The organism is Pseudomonas sp. GL_090, assembly GCF_057837765.1.
Genome location: NZ_CM174452.1, coordinates 2,495,003 through 2,521,414, shown reverse-complemented (window position 1 = coordinate 2,521,414; position 26,412 = coordinate 2,495,003). Strand labels below are relative to the sequence as shown.

The window sequence follows — 26,412 nt, the reverse complement described above, 5'->3', positions numbered from 1 at the left end:
TCAGCTCACGCCCCGATCCGTGCCGCGCCAGAACGGTTCGCGCAGATCGCGCTTGAGCACCTTGCCCGCACCGGACAACGGCAACGCAGCACGGAACTCCACGGATTTCGGGGTCTTGTAGCCGGCAATCTGCCGACGGCAGTGTTCGATGATCTGGGCGCTTGCAACCTCGTTGTCCGGCTTGAGCACCACCACCGCGTGCACCGCTTCGCCCCACTGCGCGCAGGGAATGCCGATCACCGCGCAGGCGGCGACGGCCGGGTGACTGGCGATGGCGCTTTCCACTTCACCGGAATACACGTTCTCGCCACCGCTGACGATCATGTCCTTGAAGCGGTCGACGATGTAGATAAAGCCATCAGCGTCCATGTAGGCACCGTCGCCGGTGTGCATCCAGCCGCCGCGCAAGGCCTTGGCGGTTTCCTCGGGGTTGTTCCAGTAGCCGAGCATGATGTTCGGGCCGCGCACCACCACTTCGCCGACGGTGCCGCAGGGCACTTCGTTGTCATTTTCGTCGACGATACGCACCGTGACGCCCAGTCCCGGCCGCCCGGCCGAGCGCAGGCGACCATTGGCGATGCCTTCTGCACTGTGGTTTTCCGGGCCGTTGGCAGAGATTGGCGGTGCCGCTTCGGTCATGCCGTAGCCTTGGGTGAACTCGACATTCGGCAAGGCCTTGAGTGCCATTTCCAGCAAGGGCACGGCAATCGGCGAGGCGCCGTAAGTGAGGCTGCGCAGGCAACTCAGGTCATGCCCGGCGAAATCGGGGTGCATGATCAGCGCCTGAAGCATGGTCGGTACGATCAGGATATCGGTGATGCGCTCGCGCTCGATGGTGCGCATCACGTCCAGGGCATCGAAGGCCGGAACGAAAATGCTCGGCAGCCCCAGCAACGAAATCAGGATCACCCGCGACAGCGCCGCCAGGTGGAACATCGGCGCGATGTGCAGGGTCAAGGCGTCAGCCGGCACTGGCACGTCGGCGGCACGGGCCACGGCGGCGGTCCACAGGTTCATGTGCGACTGCATCACGCCTTTCGGTCGGCCGGTGGTGCCGCCGGTGTACATGATGCTCGCCAGGTCATCGCCGCCGCGAAACGCGTCGTCCACGGGCGTAGCTTCACGAATCAGTTGCTCGTAGGACAGCATGCCTTCTGGCAACGGCCCGTCGCCGATGTGGATCAGCAACGGCCGCACCCCGGCGCTGCTGGCAATGCCTTCAGCCATGGGCAGGAAGGTGTCGTCGATCAGCAGGATGCGGGTGTCGCAGTCGTCCAGCGAATAGACGATTTCCGGCACGCTCCAGCGAATGTTCACCGGGTTGACTACGCCACCACCCCACCAGGTCGCCAGGAAATACTCAAGGAACCGGTCGGAGTTCAGGCCCAGCAGACCGACCCGATCGCCGGTCCGCATCCCCAGTTGCTGCAAGGCCCCGGCCAGGCGAGCCACCCGGTCGGCCAGTTCGGCATAGGTGCGGCGGCGGCCGCGAAAGACCGTCGCCACGGCATGTGGACGTTGTTGCAGCACGCGGTGCAGGCCTTGGGTCAGATACATGAGGTTCTCCTGTGAATTATTGTTGTCAGGTAACGAACGCGACGCTACGGATCAGGTACCGGTGTATTTCGGCGAACGCTGCTCGACCTGGGCCATGCGCCCTTCGGCGTGATCCTCGCTGTCGCGCAGCAAGCCCCAGTGCAGATGGGCCTGGGTGACGAAGTCCCGGGGCGCGAGATGGGCGCTCTGCAAGGCCAGGCGCTTGATCGACTGCACTGCGAGCGGGCCGTTGGCGGCAATTCGCTCGGCCAGATCCAGCGCCGCTGGCAGCAGACGTTCCCTGGGCAGTAGCTCGATGATCAAACCGATGTCCAACGCCTGCCCGGCGCTGATCGACTCCCCGGTCAGCGCCATTTTCATGGCATGGGCCGCTGGAATTGCACGCAGCAAGTACTGCACGCCACCAGCCGCCGGAATGGTCGCGTCGCACACCTCAGGCAAGCCGAACGTGGCGCCGGCCGAGGCAATGCGCAGATCGCATTGCAGCGCCAGCTCGAGACCGCCACCCAGGCAGGCACCATTGATGGCGGCAATCACCGGTTTCCAGATGTCCAGGTCGCTGAGGTCGAACAGCCGGCTGTAGCCGCCCTCCTCGGCTTCGGTCTCGCGGCTCTTGAGGGTGCCGGCGACAAAACCGGATGCCGCCAGCAACGACTCCTTGTGGCTTGCACCGCTGCAAAACGCGCGCTCGCCGGCACCGGTCAGGACGATCACCCGCACCTGCTCGTCATCCTGGCAGGCACCCAGGGTCTTGCGCAGGTGCATCAGGTCGCTGACGGTCAGCGCGTTGTTCGACTGTTGCGCATCGAGCGTGATGAGTGCCACGTGATCGATGATCTTGAACTGAATGGCCATGATGTAACTCCTGCGCTGCGCGATTCTTCATGTTGTTTTTCAGGCGCCAAAACCCAGGCCCAGTTCACGCAAGCGCTCGATGGCCGCGGTGTCGAAGCCCCAGTCGCGCAGTGCTGCGCCGCCATGTTCTCCACGCTCGGGCGCCGGTTGCGGTTGCGCCGATGGCGTGCCGAGGAAACGCGGAGCAGGGGCCGGTTGCACCACCCCGTCGACTTCGATGAAGCTGCCACGGGCAACGCCGTGGGGGTGCCTGGCCGCTTCGGCGAGCCCGAGCACCGGCGCAACGCAGGCGTCGCTGCCTTCGAAGGCCTCCTCCCATTGCTTGCGGGTACGGCCAAGGAACGCAGCGGTGAATGCCTCCCGCAGGCGCGGCCAGCCAGTCCGGTCGTGCTGGCTGGGCAGGTCTGCGTTGGAAAGCCCTAGAATGTCCAGCATCTGCCCGTAGAAGCGCGATTCAATCGGTCCGATCGCCATGTACTGGCCGTCGCCGGTTTCGTAGGTGTCGTACCAGGGCGCACCGCCATCAAGCAGGTTGCTGCCGCGCTGTTCTTTCCAGTGACCACCGGCCAGCAGACCCCAGATCACCGAGCCCAACTGCGCCGCACCTTCGGTCATCGCCGCATCAACCACCTGCCCGGCGCCGCCACGCTGCACATTGACCAGCGCCGCGAGCACGCCCATCGCCAGCAACATGCCGCCACCGCCGTAGTCACCCACAAGGTTCAGTGGCGGCACCGGTCGACCACCGGCCGGGCCAATACTCGACAGCACACCCGACAAGGCGATGTAGTTCAGGTCATGGCCGGCGCGGTCGGCCATCGGGCCGGTCTGGCCCCAGCCAGTCATACGGCCGTAGACCAAGCGCGGATTGCGCTGTAGCGCGACTTCCGGGCCGAGACCCAGGCGCTCCATCGTGCCGGGGCGAAACCCTTCGATCACCACATCGGCGCGCTCAATCAACTCCAGCGCGACAGCGACACTGTCGGGGTGCTTCAGGTCGAGGGTGACCGAACGCCGGTTGCGCCCGGTGATGTCGACCCGCTTGCCTTCAAGTTTCGGCCCCAGGTCACTGGCCTTCTGCGGCCGGTCGATGCGCACCACGTCGGCGCCCATGTCGGCCAACAGCATGGTGCCAAACGGCGCCGGCCCGATTGCCTCAAACTCCACCACCCGAATGCCGCTCAGTACGCCCATCGCCAACGCTCCGTGATTCTTCTGGAGCGCCAGCAGCACTCCTATTGTTGTGCCATCCAGTAGATCAATCCCGGCCCCACCGACCACCACCCGCATCGGGTGGTGGCCGCCAAAGACAGGGTCATCCCGCCCATGGTCTGGGTTACACTCGATGAGATTCGGCGCACTCATAAAACAAAAAAGAATCGGACAGCCCCATGGATAAACACCGCAAGTCCAATGCATCGGACACCCATGCCAGCCAGGTCTTCAATCCGGTTCAGTCCCCGATCGTCAGTACCAAGCTGACTCCACCGCGCAGCGCCGGGCGCCTGATTTCCCGCGAGCGCCTGCAGGAGCAAATGCTCAAGGCCCGCCGCCTGCGTTGCATCGTGCTCAAGGGGCCGGCCGGGTGTGGCAAGACCTCGACCCTGATCGCCTGGCGCCAGGCGCTGTTGCCGCTGGGGTTCGATGTGGCGTGGCTGACGCTGTCGGCCGATGACAACGAACTGGCACGCTTTCTTGACTATCTGCTGGCAAGCCTCGGCCAGATCGACCCGACGCTCGTGCGCGAAGCGACTCAACTGGAAGGTCGCGGCATCGACAGCGAAGCCGTGGAACGCACTGTCATCACTCTGGTGCGCAGCATTGCCAGCCGTGGCCGTGAGCTGGTGCTGGTACTCGACGACCTGCACCACCTGACTGACGTGGGCATTCACCAGGCCCTGCAATGGCTGATCGACTACGCCCCGGCCAACCTGCACCTGGCGCTGATCTCGCGCAGTATCGTACCGCTGTCCCTGGCGCGGTTGCGCAGCCAGGAACTGGTGCTGGAACTGAACCTGCGGGACTTGCGTTTCACCGCCGCCGAATCCGAACAGTTCCTCAAGGCGCAGTTGGGCGAGATCAGCGCCCGGGACGCCAGGATGATGCATGAGCTGACCGATGGCTGGGTCGCCGGCCTGCAACTGCTCGCCGTCAGCCGCAAAAAGAATCGCCCGCCTGCCGCCACAGAGGCGGCATCGGTGCAAGCGCAGCTACGGGACGATCAAGCCTTCGCCAGGTTTTTCGAAGTCGAAGTGTTGTCCCACCTGTCACCGACAGACCTGGACCTGTTGCTGCTCATGGCCGTGTGCAACCGTTTCTGCGCCTCGTTGTGCGCGGCCTTGAGTGGTCACCCGCAGGCGGTTGCCGAGGCGAACGCGCTGCTGACGCGGCTGGAGCGGGACAACCTGTTCCTGATCCCGGTGGACAGCGCCGAGCGCGAAACCTGGTATCGCCTGCACCCATTGCTGCGCGAAACCCTGCTCAAGTATTTCGACTCGCGCAACAACGCCGAGCAGCAAGCGGTGCACGTTCGCGCATGGAACTGGTTCCGCGAGCACAATCACCTGGATGAAGCGGTGCACCATGCGGTCATGGGCGGTGACCCGTCGGCCGCCGCCGATCTGGTGGAACAACACTGCGAAGCGCTGTACGCCCATGGCGACCTGCGCATGCTGATCGAGCTGGTGCGGCTGTTGCCGGTCGAACAGGTACAGGCCCGGGTCAAGCTGCGCATTCTCAAAACGCGGATGCAGCTATATGCCAGGGACTTCGTGGCCTGCACCGCCAGCCTCGAACAACTGTTTCGCGACGTTCCCGAGAGCGAAGTCCATGACCGCTTCATGATCTCGCTGCTGCGCGCCTCTTTGGCCCTGCAGCGGGATGACACCGATGCGGCCATGACGGTCCTGCCGCAATTGCTCAACCCGCCGGCGGGCAGCAACAGCGTGGCCATCGGCTCCTGTGCCAACATCCTGTCCTGGCTGTACATGCATCGCGGTGAATACGAAAAAGCCCGGCAGGTGCAACTCGACCGGCCGAACCTGCTGATCAATGGCCAGCCGCTGCTGGGAACCACGGCGGGCAGCCTTCAGGGGCGCTGCCTGATCGGCTTGAGCCTGGCCCTTGAAGGCCAGATGACCCAGGCGGAACGGGTTTACCGCGATGTATTGCATGAAGCCGGCCAATGCGGCAAAAGCGGTGCCGACGCTACTTACCTCTCCGCTGCGCTGCTCGGCGAAGTGCTGTACGAAACCAACGACCTCGACGCCGCATTCAAGATGCTCTCGGGCTGGATCGACATTCTCGAACGGATCTCGATTCCCGATTCCGTGCTGCGTGTGCTGCAAGTGCTGTGGAATGTGCAATGGCTGGCGGGTAACCATCAGGAGGCCCTGGCGTTCGTCGAGCGGCTTGATGAGTACGCAATCAAACTCGGCCTGGAGCGCCTGCAAGCCTACTGCCTGACCTGGCAGGTGCGCTGGTTGCTGATACTCGGGGAGACCGCACAAGCCCAGGCCAAGCTGGCGCGCCTGGAAGCCATCGATGCGCGCCACCCGGACGCCGGGCACACGGCACTCAAGGAAATCCACATCCTGGCCGAGAACGCCCGCGCTCGCTGGCAACTGGCGCAGGGCGACCTGGACGGCGCCTTCGCACGCATAGAACAGCTGATCGAAACCTGTGAAAGGCACCGCCGCCAACTCGGAGCGGTACGCCTGATGGTGCTCAGTGCCGTGATCGAGTCCGAACGGGGTCACCATGAGCAGGCGCGGGACAAGGTCATGGAGGCGCTGCGCCGAGGGCAACGCTTCGGCCTGGTACGCAGCCTCATCGACGCCCATCCGGAGGGGTTGAAACTGATCTGCGATATCACCAGCCGGGAAGTCCTTGACCCGGTGCTGGCGTTTTATGTCGAGCGCTTGCAGGCCGCCGGGGCTACAGCGCCTGCAGTCTCGAAAACCAAGCCCGCGACGGCGGCAACCAGCAAACCGCTGGCGGCCGGGATCGAGCCCTTGAGCGAACGGGAGATCGAAGTGGTTCGACTGCTGGCCCAGGCCCTGCCCAACAAGAAAATCGCCCGCGCGCTGGGGCTGTCCCCGGAAACCGTGAAATGGCACCTGAGCCATATCTACAGCAAGCTCGGCGTCAGCAGCCGCGATGAAGCGGTGGCGCGGGTCCGGGATCTGGAATCGCAGGGTGATGCGGGTCTCAATACGCACTAACTGACAAACAGAGAAACCTGGGGGAGCGGGCTTGCCCGCGAAGGCGGTGTATCAGTCAACATCAATGTTGAATGTACCGGCCTCTTCGCGGGCAAGCCCGCTCCCACAGGGGCCGTGGTGCTCTTCTTCCTGCTGGCATTTCTCTCCCGCCACCCACCTCGGGTGGCGTTCATCCAAGCCTCTCAAGCCTATCGTAACCCTCAGATCACAGGTGCAGTCCGCGCCTTGCGTAAGCGCTCGGCCTGTGGCCGGCCTGGCATTTTTGAGGAGTCTTGCGTGCATATCGCCCGAACCGTTTTCCGCGACGACCATGAAATGTTTCGCACTACCGTGCGCCGTTTTTTCGAGCGTGAATGCCTGCCGCGCCAGGCAGCCTGGGACAAAGCCGGCCAGGTCGACCGCGAGACCTGGCTCAAGGCCGGCCGTGAAGGCTTGCTCGGCATCACACTGCCCACCGAATACGGTGGTGGCGGTGGCGACTTCGGTCACAGCGCGGTGTTCAACGAGGAGTTCGCCCGTGCCGGCGTGAGTGGCGCCTACTTCGGCATGCACTCCGACGTCATTGCGCCGTACATCAATCGCTGCGGCAACGAAGAACAGAAACAGAAATGGCTGCCGGGCATCTGCTCTGGCGAGATCATTCTGGCCATCGCCATGACCGAACCCGGCACCGGCAGCGACCTCAAGGCCGTGCGCACCACCGCCGTACGCGATGGCGACGAATACGTGATTAACGGCAGCAAGACCTTCATCAGCAACGGCCTGACCGCCGACCTGGTCATCGTCGTGTGCAAGACCGACCCGGCAGCCGGCGCCAAGGGCATCAGCCTGATCACAGTGGAAGCCAGTCGCGCCGGTTTCAAACATGGTCGCAAGCTGGACAAGGTTGGCCAGCATGCGCAGGACACGGCAGAGCTGTTCTTCGACAACGTCCGGGTGCCGGTCGGCAACCGCCTTGGCGAAGAAGGCCTGGGTTTCACCTACCTGATGGGCGAACTGCCCCAGGAACGCTTCTCGATCGCGGTGTCCGCCGCCGCCAAGCTCGAGCGCCTGCTGGAACAGACACTTGAATACGTGAAGGACCGCAAGGCCTTCAACCAGACCGTCTGGGACTTCCAGAACACCAAGTTCAAGCTCGCCGACATCAAGGCCCAGGCCACCGCCCTGCGGGTGATGGTCGACTACTACCTGGGCGAACACATGCGCCGCCGGCTGACCCTGGAAGAAGCCGCCATCGCCAAGCTCTACACCACCGAAACCCTGTGGAAATGCATCGACGACATGGTCCAGCTGCACGGCGGCTACGGCTACATGATGGAGTACCCGATTGCCCGCGCGTTCGTCGACATGCGCGTCAACCGCATCTACGGCGGTACCAGTGAAGTCATGCGCGAAATGATCGCGCGCAAGCTCTGACCCTTCAAAACAACAAGGAAAACAACGATGAGCAATAAAGTGTTCGTTGCTGGCGTCGGCATGATCCAGTTCAAGAAACCGGGGACCAACGAGCCCTACGACATCATGGGTGAACAGGCGATTCGCCTGGCCCTGGCCGATTGCGGGCTGGACTTCAGTGACATCCAGCAAGCCTATGCCGGTTACGTCTACGGCGACTCCACCTGCGGCCAGAAAGCCCTGTACCGCGTGGGCATGACCGGTATCCCGCTGATCAACGTCAACAACAACTGCGCCACCGGTTCCAGCGCGCTGTTCCTGGCCCGTCAAGCCGTGGCCAGCGGTGCGGTGGACTGCGCCCTGGCATTTGGCTTCGAGCAGATGAATCCCGGCGCGTTGAAATCCGCCTGGACCGACCGCGCCCCGGCCACCGAGCGCGCCCTCAAGCTGACCAACGAACTGGTGGGCATGCCCGACCTGCCGACTGCCATCCGCCAGTTCGCCGGTGCCGGCTACGCGCACATGCAGAAGTACGGCACCCGGCTGGAAACCTTCGCCAAAATCCGCGCCAAGGCCAGCCGCCATGCCGCCAACAACCCGCTGGCAGTGTTCCGCAACGTGGTCAGCACCGAAGAAGTGCTGGCCGCACCGATGTTGTGGGAAGGCGTGCTGACTCGCCTGATGGCCTGCCCGCCGACCTGCGGCGCCGCCGCGAGCATCGTGGTCTCCGAAGACTTCGCGAAAAAGCATGGCCTGCGCACCGACGTGCTGATGGCCGGCCAGGCCCTGACCACCGACCTGCCGAGCACCTACGATGCCAAGGACATGATCCGCGTGGTCGGTTTCGACATGACCCGCATGGCTGCCGACATCGCCTACAACCAGGCGGGCATCGGTCCACAAGACATCGACGTGATCGAGCTGCACGACTGCTTCGCGCAGAACGAGTTGCTGACCTACGAAGGCCTCGGCTTGTGCGCTGAAGGCGGCGCCGAGCAACTGGTCAACGACGGCGACAACACCTACGGCGGCAAGTGGGTAACCAACCCCTCCGGTGGCCTGCTCTCCAAGGGTCACCCGCTGGGCGCCACCGGCCTGGCCCAGTGCTACGAGCTGACCCACCAACTGCGCGGCACCGCCGAACAGCGCCAGGTGCCGAACGCGCGCATCGCCGTGCAGCACAACCTCGGTCTGGGCGGCGCCTGCGTCGTCACCGTGTACCAGAAAAACTGAAGCGACCGGTTAATGAAGGAGTCACTCAGATGATCGACAAGAAACACATCGGCAGACAACTGCCCACCTTCCTCGCCACCGCCGAAGCCGGACAACTGCGCTTCTTCGCCAAGGCCACCGGGGAAACCAACCCGATCTACTTCGACGAGCAGGCCGCTCGCGATGCAGGGCATCCGAACCTGCCATTGCCACCGACCTTTCTGTTCTCGCTGGAATTCCAGATCCCGTCCAACGACTGGCGCTTTGAGCTGGGCATCGTCACTGCACGCATCCTGCACGGTGAGGAGTCGTTCCGTTATCACCGCATGGCCTATGCCGGCGACACCCTGCGCTTCGATGTGCGCATCGCCGACATCTACGACAAAAAAGGCGGCGCGCTGGAGTTCGTGGTGCGCGAGACCCGGGTCACCAACCAGCACGGTGAGCACGTCGCGGACCTGCGCAGCGTGCTCGTACAGCGCAACAGCTGAAGCGGAGAACACTGATGAACGCCATAAGCCTGGAAAAAATCAACATCGGCGACACCCTGCCGCCACTGGCGTTGCCGCCGATCAACCGCACAACCCTGGCGCTGTTTGCCGGCGCGTCCGGTGACCACAACGCCATTCACCTCGACACCGACTACGCGCGCAAGGCCGGCATGGCCGACGTGTTCGCCCACGGCATGTTGTCGATGGCCTACCTCGGTCGCCTGCTGACCCAGTGGGTCGACCAGCGCCAGTTACGCGAATTCGGCGTGCGCTTTCTCGGTATCACCCACCTGGGCCACCAGATTACCTGCACCGGCACAGTCGTCGAGCGCTTTGAAGTCGACGGCGAGCAACGCATCAAGGTTGAAGTGCGCACCACCAATCAATACGGCGACACCAAAATTGTTGGTGACGCTGTGATCGCTCTGTAAACAAACCGAATAATTGAGGAGCAACACCCCATGGCAAAACTCGACGGCAAAGTCGCACTGGTCACCGGTTCCGGTCGTGGCATCGGCCAGCAAATCGCCCTGAAACTGGCAAGTGAAGGCGCGCGCATCGTTATCAACGACCTGGATGCCGATCCGGCCCATGAAACCGCTGAGCTGATTCGCAAGATGGGTGGCGAAGCCGCCGTGTGTCACGGCAACGTCAGCGCCCCGGATTTCGCCGAGCGCTACATCAAGACCGCAATGGACAACTTCAACGGCATCGACATCATCGTCAACAACGCCGGTTACACCTGGGACGACGTGATCCAGAAGATGAGCGACGAGCAGTGGTACGCGATTCTCGACTGTCACATGACCGCACCGTTCCGCATCCTGCGTGCCGCTTACCCGATCATCAAGGCGCAGGCCCAGGCGGACGCCGCAGCAGAGCGCGAAGTGTTCCGCAAAGTGGTGAACATCTCGTCGGTATCGGCCCTCAACGGTAATGCCGGGCAGATGAACTACTCCTCGGCCAAGGCCGGTGTACTGGGCATGACTCGCGCGCTGGCCCGGGAATGGGGCCGCTTCAAGGTCAACGTCAACGCCGTGGCCTTCGGTTTCATCGAAACCCGCATGACCAGCGCCGACGCCCATGCCGGTGCCACCGTGAACATCGAGGGCCGTGACATCCGCGTCGGCATCAGCCCGGAAGCGGCCAAATCGTTCGCCCAGCGCAACCCGCTCGGCCGCCCGGGCACCACGAAGGAAGCGGCGGACGCCGTGTACCTGTTCTGCTCGCCGGAGTCGAACTACATCACGGCCCAGACCATCGCCGTCGCCGGCAATCTGCAATAACTCAACTTGTAGGAGCGAGCCTGCTCGCGATGGACGTCAACGATGACGCGGGCTGTCTGATTGATCGCGGCGTCCTGACGTTTTTCGCGAGCAGGCTCGCTCCTACAAGACCGCAGGATCACACCATGAACATGACTGAAACCAATATCCGCCAGGCTGCCATCAAACTGATCTCGCGTAATGGCTACGGCTCGATGAGCCTTCGGCAACTGGCGGCTGAATCGGGGATCAACCCCTCGACGCTGTACCTCTATTACCAAGGCAAAGGCGAGTTGCTGCTGGAGCTGGTTCTGGAATATTTCCAGGAGATGTCCCTGGCATGGGCACGCAGCCGCCCCGCCGTTGCGTGGGCCGATACGAAACTGCGCACGTTCATCGCCTGCCATGTGCGTTATCACCTGGAGCATAAGAACCAGGCCATTCTCGGCAACCTGGAATTACGCAGCCTGGATGAACAATCCCTGACCCAGGTCCGCCAAGCGCGACGGGGTTACCTCAAGGGCCTGCAGGATCTGCTGGAGCAAGGCGTGCGTGAAGGTTCGCTCAGCTGCGCCGAACCAAAATTGATGGCCAGAACCCTGTTCAACATGCTCACCCACGCCTGCGTCTGGTATCAGGCCGATGGCCGCTGGAGCGTCGACGACGTCATCCGCCATTACTCGGAACTGGTGCTGAAAATGCTCGGTGCCGTGCCCATCGCATCACCTCGCCCACCCACGCGCCGTACGACCATTACACGCCGCACCATGCCGATGGAGGCAGTTTCATGAGCGATCTCATGCAACCCTTTTCCATGGCCGGCAAAACTGTGCTGGTAGCCGATGCCACCACTCGGCTCGGCGCCCATTTCGCCCGACTGATCAGCCTCGCCGGCGCCCGGGTAGCCCTCGGCGCGCAACGCCCCGCACAGCTTGAGCAGCTGGAAGCCGACCTGCGCTGGGAGGGTGGTGAAGTACTGATCGTCAGCCTCGACAGCGCCCGCCGTCCCAGCGTCGAAGCGGCGCTCGAGGCCATCGAGGAGCGCTTCGGCAGCGTCGATGTACTGATCAACAACAGCGCCGAGCGCGAGCACATGGCGCTGAACAATCACCTGGTCCATTGCACCAGCCTGTACATGATCAAGGCCGAACGTGGCGGCAGCATCGTCAACATCGAACCACCGCCCCGCCCGATCAGCGAGCCCAACCCTTGTTTGCGCTCCAACAGCAGCCTGATCCGCATGAGCAGGGCCATGGCCCAGTCGCTGACGCCGCACCGGATCCGGGTCAATGTGATTGCCGCCGGACGCGGCAAGGACGCGGGCCTGCAGGAGCTCAACGGTCCCTTGCTGTTGCTGGCCAGTGGCGCGGGTGCCAGCGTCACCGGGGCGGTGTTGCACATCGACAACCACGCCACCTGATACGGGTGGCGTTTAGTTTCTGACGACCCTTGAACATCGGGACCGGTCGCCCTGCGCGACGCCCGTCAACAAGGAGCCAGTCAGATGACTCGCATAAAAAAGTGGCTGCCGAAACTCGCCATGGTGGCGACAACGGTCATGGCAATGGCGGCGAATGCTGCTGACAAACCCAACATCCTGGTGATCTTCGGCGATGACATCGGCCAGACCAACATCAGCGCCTACTCCATGGGTGTGGTTGGCTACAAGACACCGAACATTGATCGCATCGCTCACGAAGGCATGCTGTTCACCGACTACTACGCGGAGAACAGCTGCACCGCCGGGCGCTCGTCGTTCATCACCGGCCAGTCACCGCTGCGCACCGGCCTGACCAAGGTCGGCGTGCCGGGGGCGCCGATCGGTATCCAGAAACGCGACATCACCCTCGCCCAGGCCCTCAAGTCCCAGGGCTATGCCACCGGCCAGTTCGGCAAGAACCACCTCGGTGACCGCGACGAGTACCTGCCGACCAACCACGGTTTCGATGAGTTCTTCGGCAACCTGTATCACCTCAACGCCGAAGAAGAGCCTGAGCGTCCGTACTGGCCCAAGGACGACCCGGACTTCGTCAAAACCCGCACGCCACGGGGCGTGATTCATAGCTACGCCGACGGCAAGATCGAGGACACCGGCGCGCTGACCACCAAGCGCATGGAAACCATCGACGACGAAACCACCGCCGCCGCGCAAGCGTTCATCGAGAAGCAGGCCAAGGCGGACAAGCCGTTCTTCGTCTGGATGAACACCACCCGCATGCACGTGTTCACCCACGTGCGCGAATCGATGAAGGGCCAGAGCGGCATGCCCGGCAACGATTACGCCGATGGCATGATCGAGCACGACGGCGACGTCGGCAAACTGCTGAAAACTCTCGACGACCTGAAGATCACCGACAACACCATCGTCGTCTACACCACCGACAACGGCCCGAACCAGTTCTCCTGGCCGGACGCGGCAACCACGCCATTCCGTAACGAGAAGAACTCCAACTGGGAAGGTGCCTATCGCGTACCGGCGATTGTGCGTTGGCCGGGCAAGATCAAGGCCGGTGAAGTGTCCAACGAGATGTTCTCGGGCCTGGACTGGTTCCCTACCCTGCTCGCGGCGGCTGGAGATACCAAGGTGAAGGACAAGCTGTTGAAAGGCTGGGCGCCGACCTCGGGTGGCAGCAGTTTCAAGGTGCACCTGGACGGCTACAACCAGTTGCCCTACCTGACTGGCGAGCAACCTAAAGGTGAACGCCGCGAGTTCTATTATTTCAATGACGACGGTGTGCTGGTTTCCATGCGCTTCGACAACTGGAAAGTGGTCTTCGCCGAACAACGCGAACCCGGTGGTTTTGCGGTGTGGAGCAGCCCGTTCGTGCCGCTGCGCGTACCCAAGTTGTTCAACCTGCGCATGGACCCGTATGAGCGGGCTGACCTGGTCTCGGACCAGTACAACGACTGGCTCGTGAAGAACTCCTACCTGCTGGCCGCAGGTGTGGCCAAGGCTGCGCGCTTCCTGCAGACCTTCATCGAGTACCCACCGAGCCAGAAACCTGCCAGCTTCAGCGTTGATCAGATCCGCGCTGCCGTCGACGCGAAAATCGAAGAGAAGATGAAAGGCCAGGCCAAACCCTAAGCGCCTCTCTACGCCAATGCGGCCTGAATGCCAGCGGCCAACCCGCCCAGGTGAAATTAAGCTTGGGCTAAGGTTGGCTCTTTAGTCTTCGACACTTTCGAGTAGTCGAGCATTTCGAAGATGGGTAGTGTCGATACAAGCGCCAAACCACCGTTCAGCATCGTTCTGGTTAATTACAAAACCCATGATTTGACCAGGATCTGCCTGGACCTTTTGCGCGAACCGGTACGAAAAGCCGGAATCCCGGTCTGGGTGGTCGATAACGGTTCGGCGGATGCCAGCGTCGAGTATTTGCGCTCGCTCGACTGGATAAACCTGATCGAACGCGATGCACCCACCAAAGAACCGGGGCACATCGCCCATGGCAAGGCACTGGACATGGCGCTGGCCAGGGTCAACACCGACTACCTGTTCCTGATGCACACCGACACGTTCGTCTTCGATGCAAACGTATTTGCGATGATGATGGAGCGCTGCACCAAGGATCAAAATGTCATCGCGGTCGGTTGCACGGAGCAACTCAACCGCGGACTGCCAAGGACCGCGTGGCGCTTCACTTCACGCCTGATCAAGCACCACTACCGACGCTTGAAGCAATCGCTGGGCCTGCAATCAAAGGAGCCGAAACCCTACCGGAAAACCTACCTGAAAAGCTTTTGCACGCTATGGAATGGCAGGCTGATCAAGCAGCAGGGTCTGCATTTTCAGATCGATGACCGTGTGCCCGGTTATGAGCTGCAAGACCGCGTGATCGACCTTGGCTACAAAGTCGTGTTTCTTTCGCCCGGCAAAATCTTCAAGTACCTGGACCACGTACAGTCCGGCACCGTCGCCGCTGCGGGCGGATATGGCCAGGATCATCGGCGGACCAAAATGTACCAGGACATTCTCAAGCGCTTCAGTGCAACCAACTCCTCGATGTCTTGAACAAACCCGCACCCACAAAAATTAAGCCCACTGACCGTTGCCGGTGCAGTGGGCTTTTCGCATCAGGCTGATACCGGCTCACTGTTGCAGGATAAAAGTCGCCAGGCTTTTCAGGTCGTCCGGACTCAACTGCGCGAAAGGCGGCATGGGCACATCCCCCCACTTCCCGCTGCCGCCGTGCTGGATGCTGGACATAAGCCGGTCCATTGCCTGCGGGTCCTTGGCATATTTGGCCGCCACATCGCGGTAGGCCGGGCCTACCACTTTGTGGTCGATCGCGTGGCAGGACAGGCAGGCGTTGTTCTGCAGCAAGGCCTTGGCGTCGACTTTTGCAACAGCCACCGCCGGGGCGTTCGAGGCCGCCTGAACATCGGCATCATTGGCCTTAGCACTGCCGTAGGTCACTGCCAGGTAAGCGCCGATAACACTCACCTCCCGGTCGCTGATCGGAGCACCGTACACGTGCTGCATCTTGCCCGCTTCGGCGGTCCACTGCGCCAGGCTCATGCCCGGCGGCTGGAAGTTGATGTAATCGGCCGAATGGCAGACGGAACACTTCTGCTGCGCCAATGCGTAGCCAGGCATCGTGCTGGGCTTGAACGCAGCCGTTTCAGGCGGCAGCGTGATGGACAGCGGCGCGGCGCCAGCCAGGGTCGCCAGACAAACCTGAACCGCGCAGAGCAAGGCGGTCATGCATTTCACAAGTCTCATGCGGCCCTCCTCAGGCGACGGTCACGTGGGTGGTTTCGACGACATGGCGGCGATAGCCAGCGGGGTTCCAGTCGGCTTGCAGCGGCTGCGTCTCGCCAGCACTGTTGCTGGCCCGCACCATCAGCTGGGTGGCGCCCTTGCCGGTAAAGGTGATCGGCAGTGTCCACTCACGAAAGGAGAAACGGCCAAGGTCCTGCCCGAGCATGGTTTCACGCCAGGTTTTCCCGCCGTCGATCGACACCTCCACCTTGTTGACCCCAACGCCACCGTCGAACGCGATGCCCTTGAGCACCAGGCTTTTGTTCAACGGCAATACATCGCCGTGTTTAACGCTGGTGATGAAACAGCGCACCGGCAATTTGGAAATCGGCCGGGTTTTCGCCGCCGTGGTGCCGGGGGCAATGCACAAGCAATCGTTATCCGGAACCCGGTATCCCTTGGCCATGAAGAAACCGTCGTAGGTGTGATCGACGACTTCGATCTCACTCAGGTGCTTGACCCAGTAGGTACCGAAATAGCCAGGCACCACCAGACGAATCGGGTAGCCGTTGAGAAATGGCAGGTCGGTGCCATTCATCGACCAGGCGATCATCGGCTCACCGTCCATGGCATGGCTGATGTCCAGCGCCTTGATGTACTCCGGCGTGCTCGGCAGCACGGGTTTATCCAGCCCACGGAAGGTCACTTGCCGGGCCTCGGCTTTCACACCGGCCTTCTCCAGTATCGCTTTGAGGGGCACCCCCACCCACCGCGCATTGCCCATCGAGCCATTGCCCAACTGAGCACCGAACACCCGAGGCATCGAGAAGCCACGGCTATTACCCGAACACTGATTGACGGCCACCACTTCCACCGGTTCGGCGAGGGCCTTGAGCTCGGCAAGGGACAGTGACAGCGGCGTGTCAACCGTGCCCTTGATCGTCAGGCGGTAGCTGTCCGGATCGATGCTGGTCGGAAAATTGGCCAGGTGGTAACGCACGAAAAAGGCGTCATTGGGCGTGATCGGCCCTTCGTTGAAGACGGGGAATGGCGTTTCCAGATGCGGCGGACGCGTGGTCACCAAGGTCAATGGACGTTTTTGCGGGTATTGCACGAGCGGTCGTGGGCCGGCGGCAAAGGTCACTTCTTCGACGTTTTCCTCGGCAGCCCTGGCGAGATTTGCCAACGGCGAGGCCGCCAAAGCCAAAGTGAAAGCATTGCGTAAAACCCGCCGACGGGTCGGCTGGCTGTTGTCTACAAAACTGAACTTCATTCTGCGCTCTCTATGATTGTTTTATTGAGATGCAACTGATCGTTCCCCACCAGGACGCAATGCTTTTATGTAGGAGCGAGCCTGCTCGCGATGGACTAAAGAGCGCCACGTTTAACCAATAAACACTCGTTATCGTTAACGACCATCGCGAGCAGGCTAGCTCCTACAGAATGTTGCGCGCCAGGCGGTGAGATATCAGGCTTACGGTCGATGAACAAGCCAGTATCGTCAGGGCCAAACTGTCCGCTTTTCATTGAGCGTCAGCGACTTGACAATTGATGACAGGAACTCCCGTCAAGGCCGGCGTAGACACTTCGGATTCGAAGCCCTGCCTGTGCCATCACCCACAAAAAGGCTCGTTACGCCATGGTAATCGGGCGGCGGCGATGATGGGATTGATCCAGTCGGTCCGGCTCAACGGGCATGATCCGTATGCTTACCTGAAGTATGTTTTAGCGCGCCTGCCGACGCAGTGGGCGAGTAAGATTACCGAGCTGCTGCCGCATAACTGGCCACCCACCTAACAACGTAAACCGGGATGTACGGATACTCACGTTGAAACTCCACATGGAAGACTTGGAATGACTCGAATTATTGAAATCCTGATGTACACCTTAAAGCCAGGATCGGGATTGGATTTTCATCGAATAATGCAGAATGTAAGTATTCCGCTTCACCTGGAAGCTGGCATCGATGTCGTTTCTTATGGCGGCTCATTGCATGATTGTGACAGCTATCACCTGATTCGCGCCTATGAAAGCGAGAGCCATCGCTTGGCATCTCAAGATATTTTTTACGCAAGCGCTGCCTGGAAACAGGGCCCGCGAGCAGACATTATCAGTCTCATTGAAGTCAGTACAACGACAGTAATGGCGCTCACTCAAGACGTAATTGATGCCTTCAGAGCGTCCATGGATATGTCGAAAGCCGACGTTCAATCAGCGTGATAGGCCCGTATTCTTCAACGCAGGGATCAGGAAGGTGTGTTAGCCGGACGCTTACGATCATGCCTCCAGAATCATTTTCCAGCCCACAAAAAAAACCACTGACCGTCGCCGGTTCAGTGGGCTTTTTTTGATCCGGTCTCTAATTACAGAGCCATATCACTCGCAGCATTCGCCTTCGGCGCTTTTACTGCAGTATCAACAGTCACAGGCGTCACAGCCGGCGCGATCACCGCGGGTGGCGGAGTCAGTTCCAGCACCTTGGCGGTGTAGGCCCACTCTTGCGCAACCTTCTCAGGGCTGGCGTTCAACTGGGTGCCGTAGCTCGGTACGATCTGGTGCAGCTTTGCCTGCCAGTCAGGGGTCGCGACCTTGTCCTTGAACACTTTCTGCAGCACGGTCAGCATGATCGGCGCGGCGGTCGATGCGCCCGGGGAGGCGCCCAGCAGGCCGGCGATGCTGCCGTCTTGGGAAGCGACGATTTCGGTGCCCAGTTTCAGCACGCCACCGGCGGCTTCGTCACGCTTGATGATCTGCACGCGCTGGCCGGCTTGCCACAGGCGCCAGTCTTCAGCCTTGGCGTTCGGGAAGTATTCCTTCAGGGCGTTGAGGCGGTCTTCGTCAGACAGCATCAGCTGGCCTGCCAGGTACTCGACCAGCGGGTATTCCTTGATGCCGACCTTGGTCATTGGCCACACGTTGTGGGTGGTCGTGGTGGTCAGCAGGTCCAGGTACGAACCTTCTTTCAGGAACTTGGTGCTGAAGGTCGCGAACGGGCCAAACAGGATCACGCGCTTGCCGTCCAGCACGCGGGTGTCCAGGTGCGGAACCGACATCGGCGGCGCGCCAACGGAGGCTTTGCCGTAGGCCTTGGCCAGGTGTTGCTCGGCGATGGTCGGGTTCTCGGTCACCAGGAACGAGCCGCCTACCGGGAAGCCTGCGTATTCCTTGGCTTCAGGAATGCCGGACTTCTGCAACAGGTGCAGGGCACCGCCGCCGGCGCCGATGAACACGAATTTCGCGTCGGTTTCGGTCTTGCTGCCGTCTTTGAGGTTCTTGTAGCTGACGCGCCAGCTGCCGTCTTCGTTCCTGGTGATGTCCTGCACTTCGCTGGACAGCTTCAAGTCGAACTTCGGCGTGGTTTGCAGGTGCGCAACGAACTGGCGGGTGATTTCGCCGAAGTTCACATCGGTGCCGAGCGGGCTCCAGGTGGCCGCGATTTTCTGGCTCGGGTCACGCCCTTCCATCATCAGCGGCACCCACTGCTTGATCACAGCCGGGTCTTCGGAGTACTGCATGCCGGCGAACAGCGGGCTTGCTTGCAGGGCTTCGTAGCGCTTTTTCAGGAACTTGATGTTGTCATCGCCCCACACGAAGCTCATGTGCGGGGTGGAGTTGATGAACGAACGCGGGTTCTTCAGCACGCCTTGCTGAACCTGCCAGGCCCAGAACTGACGGGAGATCTGGAACGCTTCGTTGATTTCAACGGCCTTCGGGATCGACACCTTGCCGCTCTCGTCTTCCGGGGTGTAGTTCAGCTCGGCCAGGGCGGAGTGACCAGTACCGGCGTTGTTCCAGCCGTTGGAGCTTTCCTGGGCGACGCCGTCGAGGCGCTCGATCATTTGCATCGAGGTACCGGGTTCCAGCTCATTGAGCCATACACCCAGGGTCGCGCTCATGATGCCGCCGCCGATCAGCAGCACATCGACTTTCTTGGCCTCTTGCGCGTGGACGGCAGACATCCCCATGGACAAAGCCAGCCCCAGCAGGGCCGTGTTCACTTTCTTAAACATCTGTAGCACCTATGATAAAACGCCATCCGCCCTTCCATCCTCACGCGCACAGCCCCGTGTTTCACGGCAGTCACGGGTGCGGCACTCAAGGATTACAGGGTGGGCACACAAGGCCGATGAACCGCATCGACCCCAGTTTAATGTCCCTTCTGAACTGACTTTTTATCTTTATTGGCTTCAGCTACTTGAGCGACAGTGATTCGGTCGGCACGTCTCAAAGACATGCAAACTGAATAGGTCAAACCAAGTTGGCGCGAAGAATATCACGACAAGGCTTACCCGCGCGTCTGTTCCCGACCGGTTAGTCCGGGCGCGGGCGATCGGCCTTCTATACTCATCCTGTTTTTCTCCATGAGTGTGTGAGGAACAGCCATGAGCGACAAAGACGATCTGCGCAAGTACTCCTCTCAAGTGATCGACGGCGTGGAGGCCGCACCGGCACGCGCCATGTTGCGGGCCGTGGGCTTCACCGATGCAGACTTCACCAAGCCGCAGATCGGCATCGCCTCGACCTGGGCCATGGTCACCCCATGCAACATGCACATCGACAAACTGGCGCTCGAAGCCGAAAAAGGCGCGAACGCCGCCGGGGCCAAGGGCGTGATCTTCAACACCATCACCATTTCCGACGGCATCGCCAACGGCACCGAAGGCATGAAGTATTCCCTGGTGTCCCGCGAGGTGATCGCCGACTCCATCGAAGTGGTCACCGGTTGCGAGGGTTTCGACGGCCTGGTGACCATCGGCGGCTGTGACAAGAACATGCCGGGGTGCCTGATCGGCATGGCACGGCTCAATCGCCCGTCGATTTTTGTCTATGGCGGCACCATCCAGCCGGGCGCCGGCCACACCGACATCATTTCCGTGTTCGAGGCCGTGGGCCAGCACGCGCGGGGCGATATCAGCGAGATTCAGGTCAAGCAGATCGAGGAAGTGGCGATTCCCGGCCCCGGTTCCTGTGGCGGCATGTACACCGCCAACACCATGGCCTCAGCCATTGAAGCATTGGGCATGAGCCTGCCCGGTTCCAGCTCCCAGGACGCCATTGGCGGCGACAAGGCTTCGGACAGCTTCCGCGCCGGCCAGCAGGTGATGGAGCTGCTCAAGCTCGACCTCAAGCCTCGCGACATCATGACCCGCAAAGCCTTCGAGAACGCCATCCGCGTGGTAATCGCCCTCGCCGGCTCGACCAATGCCGTGCTGCATCTGCTGGCCATGGCCAATGCGGTGGATGTCGAACTAACCCTGGATGACTTCGTCGAGCTGGGCAAGGTTTCCCCGGTGGTCGCCGACCTGCGCCCCAGCGGTCAATACATGATGAGCGAGCTGGTGGCCATCGGCGGCATTCAACCGCTGATGAAGCGCATGCTCGATGCCGGCATGCTGCACGGCGATGTGCTGACCGTCACCGGCCAGACCCTGGCGGACAACCTGGCCAGCGTGCCCGACTACCCGGCCGGCCAGGACGTGATCCGGCCTTTCGACCAGCCGATCAAAAAGGACTCCCACCTGGTCATTCTGCGCGGCAACCTCTCGCCCACCGGCGCCGTGGCCAAGATCACCGGCAAGGAAGGCCTGCGCTTCGAAGGCACGGCCCGGGTCTATCACGGCGAGGAAGGTGCGCTGGCCGGCATCCTCAATGGCGAAGTGCAGCCCGGCGAAGTGATCGTGATCCGCTACGAAGGGCCCAAGGGCGGCCCGGGCATGCGCGAAATGCTGTCGCCGACGTCGGCGGTCATGGGCAAGGGCCTCGGCAAGGAGGTGGCGCTGATCACCGACGGGCGTTTTTCCGGCGGTTCCCACGGTTTCGTGGTCGGCCACATCACGCCGGAGGCCTTTGAGGGCGGGCCGATTGCGCTGGTGGAGGATGGCGACAGGATTATCATCGATGCGCAAACCCGGCAGATCACGGTGGATGTTCCCGATGCCGTGCTGGCCGAGCGCAAGTCGCGCTGGGTGCGGCCGGAATCGAAATACAAGCGCGGGGTGCTGGCCAAGTATGCGAAGACAGTTTCCAGTGCTTCGGAGGGGGCTGTGACGGATAAGTACCTGTAAGGTTTGAGTCTGGCGCTGTTTGGTCTAATGCCATCGCGAGCAGGCTCGCACACAGTTGATCTCCATATGCCGAAGATCCCCTGGGAGCGAGCCTGCTCGCGAAGGCGGCCTGTCAGGCAACCTCTACCTCAAAGCCTGAACCGATCACCTTGCAGTCGTCACCGATTGCTTTTGCGCCATACCGCGCAAAGACACCAGCAACAGACTGACAAACGCACCGGCAACCGCGATGCCCATGTCCTTTTGCGAATCCCACGGGTCATTTTGCGCGCCGACGAAGGCGTTCGCCGTGTCTTTGCCCAGGAAGGCTCCACCGATCCATTCCACCAGTTCGTACACCGCGGATGTCGACAGCATGATGTTCAGGGTCACGAAAAACAGCCAGAACCCGCGCAGCGGCGTCAGGCGCCACAGGACTTCGCGCACCGGATAAGCCAGCAGCAGCCCGTAGCTCAGGTGCACCAACCGGTCGTAGTGATTGCGGTGAGTACCTGCCGCCCGGTCAAAACTGAAGCCCAACCACGCCGAAGACCAGTGATCGTATGGCACCAGGGAATAGGTGTAATGGGCGCCCAGTTCGTGCACGCACAGAAACGCAAACACCAACGTGATGGACATCGCCGACAAGCGGAAACGACGTGATACCGCCACCAAAGTCCCCACCAGCAACAACACCAGCAGGTTTTCCAGCGCCCAGTCCACCCGACTGCGGGGAGAAAAACCCGACGCCACGACAATCAGCACAAACACCAGGAGCAGCATCAGGTCGTGCCGTAAACGCGGGTCAGGCTGCATGGTGCAATACCTCGAAGTCAGGGCATCGCCCTTTTAACTTCGAGGCAAGGGTGCCAGGCAAGTTCGCTTTTTTCCTTCAGCTCATGATATGTTGTACGATGACTGACGAATGTTTATCCAGTCATCGCTCTATCCCTACAACAACAAGGAAACACCCATGAAAAAAGCAAACGTGCTGATCGGTTTTCTGTGCCTGTTCAGCGGTTACGTCGCCGCCACCCCGGCTGTCGCGGACAAAGACGTGGCCCTGGCGGTCGAACACCTGACCCAGGCCATGCTGCACAAAGACATCCCGGAACTGAACGCCTTGACCGCCGAGAACCTGACCTACGGGCATTCCAGCGGCAAGATCCAGGACAAGCAGGCCTTCATCGCCGACATCGAAACCGGCAAAAGCGCGTTCAAGACCCTTGAGATGCAAAACCAGACCATTACCGTCTCCGGCGATGTCGCGCTGGTCCGTCACCACTTCTCGGCGCAAGCGCTCAAAGGCACTGAAGTGGTGCCGACGGAAATCGAAAACTTCCAGATCTGGCAAAAGCAGGACGGTAAATGGCTGTTGGTAGGACGGCAGGCGTTCAAGTTCTGATGAGTTCGTAAGCCACCAACATAACCTGTAGGAGCGAGCCTGCTCGCGATGGACGTAAATGCACCGCATTTATTCAGGTAACACGCGTAATCGTTAGCAACCATCGCGAGCAGGCTCGCTCCTACAGGGGTTTTCGGGTGAATCAACTACCTTTCCACTCCCTGGGACTGAGCCCGGTCTTGCGCCGAAACGCCCGGGCCAGCGCCGAGGGGCTTTCGTAGCCGACCTCCTCGGCAATCAGCGCAATCGGTCGGCCCTCGCGCAAGCGTTTCTGTGCCAGGCTGATGCGCCAGCTCACCAGGTAATCCACCGGCGTCTGCCCGACTACCCGGCGAAAGTGCTCGGCGAAACTGGCTCGCGACATGTTGGCGGCGACCGAGAGTTCGGCCACGCTCCAGGCCTTGGCCGGGGTTTGATGCATCAGGCTCAGGGGGCGCGCCAGGCGCGCATCGGCGAGGCCGGCCATCATGCCCGGCTGCTGGCCTGTGGTGCTCAAGATGTGCCGCAACAACAGAATCACCAGCAACTCGAACAGGCGATCCATCACCGCTTCGCGCCCGCACGTACCGTCGAACGCCTCGTTGAACAGCCATTCCAGGGTCCCGGCCAGGGTCGGGATTTCATCGAGTTTGAGCACCAGGTAATCCGGCAGCGCCGCCGCCAGGGCATTGCCTGCACCGCCGTCGAAATCCAGGGTCGCGCAGACCAGTTGCGTGCCGGACGCTTCAGATGCGAACAGACGATGTCGATAGGGCCGGGGGAAAAAGATCAGGGTCGGCTCGGTCAGTTGCAGGTCCGGCTGATCGCCCATCTTGAGCAGCAACTCGCCCGCCTGAAGCAAGTGCAGATGACCGCTGGCCTGTTGGCCATCGAAGGCGGAGGTGCCGCAAAACGTACCGCTATGGAAAGTGCCGGCATTGACGCCAAAGTGTGTGAGCAAGGTGGACAAGCGATCCATGACAAGGCTCCCGAAGGCAGTTCTGGACGATGTGTCGCATATCCTCGACGATTTGCACCCAACAAGCCAGCCACTCTCCCTAACATCAGCTCCGTACCCAGCGCATACCGCGCTTCACACCACGGAGTATCACCATGACCCGCATTGCCCCGATCAGCCTGGAACACGCCACCGACGCCACCCGCCCGCTGCTGGAAGCCGTGCAGAAAAAAGTCGGTTTTGTGCCCAATACCTTCAAAGTCCTGGCTCACGCCCCAGCGGTGCTGGCCGCGTACCTGCAAAACTCGGCAGCGTTGGGCAAAACGTCCCTGAGCGCCACGGAAAAAGAAGCGGTGTCCCTCGCCACCTCGCAGGTCAACGGCTGCGACTACTGCCTGGCGGCTCATACGTTGTTCGCCGGCAAGGCCGGATTGTCGAAGCAGGACATCCTCAGCGCACGACACGGCGAGCTCAACGCCATTGCCGCCCTCGCCCGCCAAGTTACCGAAAGCCGTGGTCACCTGACCGTCGAGCAGCTCGCCGCTGCCCGTGCCGCCGGCATCGATGACGGCAAGATCATCGAAGTGATCGCCCACGTGGCCTCGCAGACATTGACCAACTACCTGAACAACACAGCGCTGACCGACATCGACTTCCCGGCCATCTAGCGTAAATCCAGTCTGAAAAAACCTGTAGGAGCGAGCCTGCTCGCGATAGCGTTGAGTCAGACACCTATGATGTCGTCTGACACTCCGCCATCGCGAGCAGGCTCGCTCCTACAGATATTCACTCCGCTGCCATGTATTCGCAGGCCTCAATCATCCTCATGCAACTTGATGCCGCGTTTATGCAGCACATGAGGCACCACCAGCACCAGCAGCGTCAGAGCGAGGAAGAACGCCGAGATCGGTTGCGTGAGGAACACCGTCCAGTCGCCCTGGCTGATGGACAAGGCATTGCGCAGTTGTTTCTCGGCCATCGGCCCCAGCAGCATGCCGACGATCACCGGGGCGACGGGGAAGTCGAAACGGCGCATCAGCACCCCGCCCCAGCCAATGGCCAACATCAGGATCAGGTCGAAAGATGAGTGGCGCATGCCATACACGCCGATGGTGGCGAACACGAGGATGCCGGCATTCAGGTACGGCCGGGGGATTTGCAGCAGTTTGACCCACAAACCCACCAGCGGCAGGTTCAACACCAGCAGAATCGCGTTGCCGATGTACAGCGAGGCCACCAGCGTCCAGACAAGCTCCGAGGAGGTTTCGAACAGCATCGGCCCGGGTTGCAGGTTGTAGTTCTGGAACGCCGCCAACAAGATCGCCGCGGTGGCGGACGTCGGGATGCCCAGGGTCAGCAACGGCACCAGGGACCCGGTCGCGCTGGCGTTGTTGGCCGCTTCCGGGCCGGCGACGCCTTCGATGGCGCCCTCGCCCTTGTTGGCGGAAAACTCCTTGGGGTACTTGCTGAGTTTGCGTTCGGTGGAATAGGACAGGAAGGTCGGAATCTCGGCGCCACCGGCCGGAATCGAACCAAACGGAAAGCCGATCAGCGTGCCGCGCAACCAGGCGGGGACCGAGCGTTTCCAGTCGGCGCGGGTCATCCACAACGAGGTCAGGCGGTGCCGTCCTTCGTTTGATTCCTTTTGATAGAGCAGGCTGTACAAGGCCTCGCCCACCGCGAACAAACCAACCGCCACCAGCACCACCTCGATACCATCCACCAGTTCCGGCACGCCGAGGGTGTAGCGGGCAATGCCCGAGGTCGAGTCCAGGCCGATCAAACCGATGGTCAACCCGACGCCCAGCGAGGCAAACCCGCGCAGCATCGAAGCGCCAAGCACCGCCGACACGGTGGTGAACGACAGCACCAGGATTGCGAAGTATTCGGTCGGGCCGAAATTCAGGGCCAGCCTGGCCACGATGGGCGCAAACAGCGTGAGCAAAATCGTGGCAATGGTGCCGGCGACGAACGAGCCGATCGCCGCCGTCGCCAGCGCAGGTCCCGCTCGGCCGTTGCGCGCCATCAGGTTGCCCTCCAGGGCCGTGACCATGGAGGATGATTCACCGGGCGTGTTGAGCAGGATCGAGGTGGTGGAGCCACCGAACTGCGCACCGTAATAGATACCGGCGAACATGATCAGCGCGCCAGTGGGGTCGACCTTGGCGGTGATCGGCAACAGCAGGGCCACCGTCAGTGCCGGACCGATCCCCGGCAGCACGCCGATGGCGGTGCCAAGCAGGCAGCCGATGAACCCCCACATCAGATTGATCGGCGTCAGCGCCGAGGAAAAACCCATCGCCAGGCTTGAAAGAATGTCCACGGT

23 protein-coding genes and 1 pseudogene are annotated in these 26,412 nt (G+C 61.5%); 15 read left to right on the top strand and 9 right to left on the bottom strand.

Annotated features, from left to right (window positions below; translation table 11 throughout):
* From AC3ITA_RS11295 to AC3ITA_RS11285, 3 genes are read right to left on the bottom strand one after another with little or no spacing between them, the layout of a single operon-like run.
* Positions 1–1,557 (bottom strand): acyl-CoA synthetase, encoded by a 1,557-nt coding sequence (locus AC3ITA_RS11295; RefSeq protein ID WP_489280306.1) that lies wholly within the window; start codon positions 1,555–1,557, stop codon positions 1–3.
* Positions 1,558–1,608: 51 nt separating this feature from the next.
* Positions 1,609–2,412, bottom strand: a complete 804-nt coding sequence (locus AC3ITA_RS11290) for an enoyl-CoA hydratase/isomerase family protein (RefSeq protein WP_489280305.1) — start codon at positions 2,410–2,412, stop codon at positions 1,609–1,611.
* Between the two features lie 39 nt (positions 2,413–2,451).
* Positions 2,452–3,606 carry a CaiB/BaiF CoA transferase family protein gene (locus tag AC3ITA_RS11285; RefSeq protein WP_489280303.1) on the bottom strand — a complete coding sequence of 385 codons (1,155 nt, stop codon included), beginning with the start codon at positions 3,604–3,606 and terminating at the stop codon, positions 2,452–2,454.
* Between the two features lie 197 nt (positions 3,607–3,803).
* Between AC3ITA_RS11285 and AC3ITA_RS11280 the strand changes: the two genes are divergently transcribed.
* From AC3ITA_RS11280 to AC3ITA_RS11235, 10 genes are all read left to right on the top strand, one after another.
* On the top strand, positions 3,804–6,635 hold the full coding sequence (locus AC3ITA_RS11280; RefSeq protein WP_150673845.1) for a winged helix-turn-helix domain-containing protein: 2,832 nt from the start codon (positions 3,804–3,806) through the stop codon (positions 6,633–6,635).
* Positions 6,636–6,950: 315 nt separating this feature from the next.
* Positions 6,951–8,051, top strand: a complete 1,101-nt coding sequence (locus AC3ITA_RS11275; protein WP_224790046.1) for an acyl-CoA dehydrogenase family protein — start codon at positions 6,951–6,953, stop codon at positions 8,049–8,051.
* A 27-nt stretch (positions 8,052–8,078) separates the two neighbouring features.
* Positions 8,079–9,263, top strand: a complete 1,185-nt coding sequence (locus AC3ITA_RS11270; RefSeq protein ID WP_489280302.1) for a lipid-transfer protein — start codon at positions 8,079–8,081, stop codon at positions 9,261–9,263.
* A 29-nt stretch (positions 9,264–9,292) separates the two neighbouring features.
* Positions 9,293–9,733 (top strand): MaoC family dehydratase N-terminal domain-containing protein, encoded by a 441-nt coding sequence (locus AC3ITA_RS11265; protein ID WP_489280301.1) that lies wholly within the window; start codon positions 9,293–9,295, stop codon positions 9,731–9,733.
* A gap of 14 nt (positions 9,734–9,747) precedes the next feature.
* The gene (locus tag AC3ITA_RS11260) at positions 9,748–10,164 is read left to right on the top strand and encodes a MaoC family dehydratase (RefSeq protein WP_095941714.1); all 417 of its coding nucleotides are present in this window, start codon (positions 9,748–9,750) and stop codon (positions 10,162–10,164) included.
* A gap of 30 nt (positions 10,165–10,194) precedes the next feature.
* Positions 10,195–11,019 (top strand): SDR family NAD(P)-dependent oxidoreductase, encoded by an 825-nt coding sequence (locus tag AC3ITA_RS11255; protein ID WP_095941713.1) that lies wholly within the window; start codon positions 10,195–10,197, stop codon positions 11,017–11,019.
* 125 nt (positions 11,020–11,144) lie between these two features.
* On the top strand, positions 11,145–11,789 hold the full coding sequence (locus AC3ITA_RS11250; RefSeq protein WP_095941712.1) for a TetR/AcrR family transcriptional regulator: 645 nt from the start codon (positions 11,145–11,147) through the stop codon (positions 11,787–11,789).
* Complete coding sequence (locus AC3ITA_RS11245) at positions 11,786–12,418, top strand: SDR family NAD(P)-dependent oxidoreductase (protein WP_095941711.1); 633 nt, start codon at positions 11,786–11,788, stop codon at positions 12,416–12,418. Before AC3ITA_RS11250 ends, AC3ITA_RS11245 begins: the two co-directional genes overlap by 4 nt.
* Positions 12,419–12,502: 84 nt before the next feature.
* A complete protein-coding gene (locus tag AC3ITA_RS11240) occupies positions 12,503–14,083 on the top strand; it encodes an arylsulfatase (RefSeq protein ID WP_095941710.1) in 1,581 nt (526 codons plus the stop codon).
* 120 nt (positions 14,084–14,203) lie between these two features.
* Positions 14,204–15,010, top strand: a complete 807-nt coding sequence (locus tag AC3ITA_RS11235) for a glycosyltransferase family 2 protein (RefSeq protein ID WP_489280298.1) — start codon at positions 14,204–14,206, stop codon at positions 15,008–15,010.
* A 78-nt stretch (positions 15,011–15,088) separates the two neighbouring features.
* Here the strand turns inward: AC3ITA_RS11235 and sorB are convergent, their stop codons facing one another.
* Positions 15,089–15,721 carry a SorB family sulfite dehydrogenase c-type cytochrome subunit gene (gene sorB, locus AC3ITA_RS11230; RefSeq protein ID WP_489280297.1) on the bottom strand — a complete coding sequence of 211 codons (633 nt, stop codon included), beginning with the start codon at positions 15,719–15,721 and terminating at the stop codon, positions 15,089–15,091.
* A 10-nt stretch (positions 15,722–15,731) separates the two neighbouring features.
* A complete protein-coding gene (gene sorA, locus AC3ITA_RS11225; protein ID WP_489280296.1) occupies positions 15,732–16,973 on the bottom strand; it encodes a SorA family sulfite dehydrogenase catalytic subunit in 1,242 nt (413 codons plus the stop codon).
* Between the two features lie 353 nt (positions 16,974–17,326).
* Here sorA and AC3ITA_RS11220 point away from each other — a divergent pair.
* A pseudogene (locus AC3ITA_RS11220) lies at positions 17,327–17,497 on the top strand (transposase domain-containing protein); the annotation flags it as partial.
* Positions 17,498–17,554: 57 nt separating this feature from the next.
* Positions 17,555–17,920 carry an NIPSNAP family protein gene (locus AC3ITA_RS11215; RefSeq protein ID WP_095941706.1) on the top strand — a complete coding sequence of 122 codons (366 nt, stop codon included), beginning with the start codon at positions 17,555–17,557 and terminating at the stop codon, positions 17,918–17,920.
* Between the two features lie 143 nt (positions 17,921–18,063).
* On the opposite strand, the gene mqo is transcribed toward AC3ITA_RS11215, so the two are convergent.
* Complete coding sequence (gene mqo / locus AC3ITA_RS11210; RefSeq protein ID WP_150673851.1) at positions 18,064–19,710, bottom strand: malate dehydrogenase (quinone); 1,647 nt, start codon at positions 19,708–19,710, stop codon at positions 18,064–18,066.
* Between the two features lie 372 nt (positions 19,711–20,082).
* On the opposite strand from mqo, the gene ilvD reads away from it, so the two are divergent.
* Positions 20,083–21,765, top strand: a complete 1,683-nt coding sequence (ilvD, locus tag AC3ITA_RS11205; RefSeq protein WP_489280294.1) for a dihydroxy-acid dehydratase — start codon at positions 20,083–20,085, stop codon at positions 21,763–21,765.
* 144 nt (positions 21,766–21,909) lie between these two features.
* On the opposite strand, the gene AC3ITA_RS11200 is transcribed toward ilvD, so the two are convergent.
* Positions 21,910–22,560 carry a DUF2238 domain-containing protein gene (locus tag AC3ITA_RS11200; RefSeq protein WP_095941703.1) on the bottom strand — a complete coding sequence of 217 codons (651 nt, stop codon included), beginning with the start codon at positions 22,558–22,560 and terminating at the stop codon, positions 21,910–21,912.
* Between the two features lie 157 nt (positions 22,561–22,717).
* On the opposite strand from AC3ITA_RS11200, the gene AC3ITA_RS11195 reads away from it, so the two are divergent.
* Entirely contained in the window at positions 22,718–23,149 is a 432-nt protein-coding gene (locus tag AC3ITA_RS11195) for a nuclear transport factor 2 family protein (RefSeq protein WP_095941702.1), read from the top strand.
* 142 nt (positions 23,150–23,291) lie between these two features.
* Here AC3ITA_RS11195 and AC3ITA_RS11190 read toward each other — a convergent pair whose 3' ends face one another.
* The gene (locus tag AC3ITA_RS11190) at positions 23,292–24,107 is read right to left on the bottom strand and encodes an AraC family transcriptional regulator (protein WP_150673854.1); all 816 of its coding nucleotides are present in this window, start codon (positions 24,105–24,107) and stop codon (positions 23,292–23,294) included.
* Positions 24,108–24,241: 134 nt separating this feature from the next.
* On the opposite strand from AC3ITA_RS11190, the gene AC3ITA_RS11185 reads away from it, so the two are divergent.
* Positions 24,242–24,754: a carboxymuconolactone decarboxylase family protein gene (locus tag AC3ITA_RS11185; RefSeq protein WP_095941700.1), complete on the top strand. Its 513-nt coding sequence runs from the start codon at positions 24,242–24,244 to the stop codon at positions 24,752–24,754.
* A 146-nt stretch (positions 24,755–24,900) separates the two neighbouring features.
* Here the strand turns inward: AC3ITA_RS11185 and AC3ITA_RS11180 are convergent, their stop codons facing one another.
* Complete coding sequence (locus AC3ITA_RS11180; RefSeq protein WP_095941699.1) at positions 24,901–26,409, bottom strand: tripartite tricarboxylate transporter permease; 1,509 nt, start codon at positions 26,407–26,409, stop codon at positions 24,901–24,903.
* Positions 26,410–26,412: the final 3 nt, after the last annotated feature.

Excerpts from the sequence above, each read along its gene's own strand:
- AC3ITA_RS11185 (WP_095941700.1), top strand. The coding sequence starts at position 24,242 with ATGACCCGCATTGCCCCGATCAGCCTGGAACACGCCACCGACGCCACC.
- sorB (WP_489280297.1), bottom strand. The coding sequence starts at position 15,721 with ATGAGACTTGTGAAATGCATGACCGCCTTGCTCTGCGCGGTTCAGGTT.
- AC3ITA_RS11280 (WP_150673845.1), top strand. The coding sequence starts at position 3,804 with ATGGATAAACACCGCAAGTCCAATGCATCGGACACCCATGCCAGCCAG.
- AC3ITA_RS11200 (WP_095941703.1), bottom strand. The coding sequence starts at position 22,560 with ATGCAGCCTGACCCGCGTTTACGGCACGACCTGATGCTGCTCCTGGTG.
- AC3ITA_RS11250 (WP_095941712.1), top strand. The coding sequence starts at position 11,145 with ATGAACATGACTGAAACCAATATCCGCCAGGCTGCCATCAAACTGATC.
- mqo (WP_150673851.1), bottom strand. The coding sequence starts at position 19,710 with ATGTTTAAGAAAGTGAACACGGCCCTGCTGGGGCTGGCTTTGTCCATG.
- AC3ITA_RS11275 (WP_224790046.1), top strand. The coding sequence starts at position 6,951 with ATGTTTCGCACTACCGTGCGCCGTTTTTTCGAGCGTGAATGCCTGCCG.
- AC3ITA_RS11285 (WP_489280303.1), bottom strand. The coding sequence starts at position 3,606 with ATGGGCGTACTGAGCGGCATTCGGGTGGTGGAGTTTGAGGCAATCGGG.
- AC3ITA_RS11215 (WP_095941706.1), top strand. The coding sequence starts at position 17,555 with ATGACTCGAATTATTGAAATCCTGATGTACACCTTAAAGCCAGGATCG.
- AC3ITA_RS11265 (WP_489280301.1), top strand. The coding sequence starts at position 9,293 with ATGATCGACAAGAAACACATCGGCAGACAACTGCCCACCTTCCTCGCC.
- AC3ITA_RS11260 (WP_095941714.1), top strand. The coding sequence starts at position 9,748 with ATGAACGCCATAAGCCTGGAAAAAATCAACATCGGCGACACCCTGCCG.
- ilvD (WP_489280294.1), top strand. The coding sequence starts at position 20,083 with ATGAGCGACAAAGACGATCTGCGCAAGTACTCCTCTCAAGTGATCGAC.
- AC3ITA_RS11195 (WP_095941702.1), top strand. The coding sequence starts at position 22,718 with ATGAAAAAAGCAAACGTGCTGATCGGTTTTCTGTGCCTGTTCAGCGGT.
- AC3ITA_RS11235 (WP_489280298.1), top strand. The coding sequence starts at position 14,204 with ATGGGTAGTGTCGATACAAGCGCCAAACCACCGTTCAGCATCGTTCTG.
- AC3ITA_RS11290 (WP_489280305.1), bottom strand. The coding sequence starts at position 2,412 with ATGGCCATTCAGTTCAAGATCATCGATCACGTGGCACTCATCACGCTC.
- AC3ITA_RS11240 (WP_095941710.1), top strand. The coding sequence starts at position 12,503 with ATGACTCGCATAAAAAAGTGGCTGCCGAAACTCGCCATGGTGGCGACA.
- AC3ITA_RS11245 (WP_095941711.1), top strand. The coding sequence starts at position 11,786 with ATGAGCGATCTCATGCAACCCTTTTCCATGGCCGGCAAAACTGTGCTG.
- AC3ITA_RS11270 (WP_489280302.1), top strand. The coding sequence starts at position 8,079 with ATGAGCAATAAAGTGTTCGTTGCTGGCGTCGGCATGATCCAGTTCAAG.
- AC3ITA_RS11295 (WP_489280306.1), bottom strand. The coding sequence starts at position 1,557 with ATGTATCTGACCCAAGGCCTGCACCGCGTGCTGCAACAACGTCCACAT.
- sorA (WP_489280296.1), bottom strand. The coding sequence starts at position 16,973 with ATGAAGTTCAGTTTTGTAGACAACAGCCAGCCGACCCGTCGGCGGGTT.
- AC3ITA_RS11255 (WP_095941713.1), top strand. The coding sequence starts at position 10,195 with ATGGCAAAACTCGACGGCAAAGTCGCACTGGTCACCGGTTCCGGTCGT.
- AC3ITA_RS11190 (WP_150673854.1), bottom strand. The coding sequence starts at position 24,107 with ATGGATCGCTTGTCCACCTTGCTCACACACTTTGGCGTCAATGCCGGC.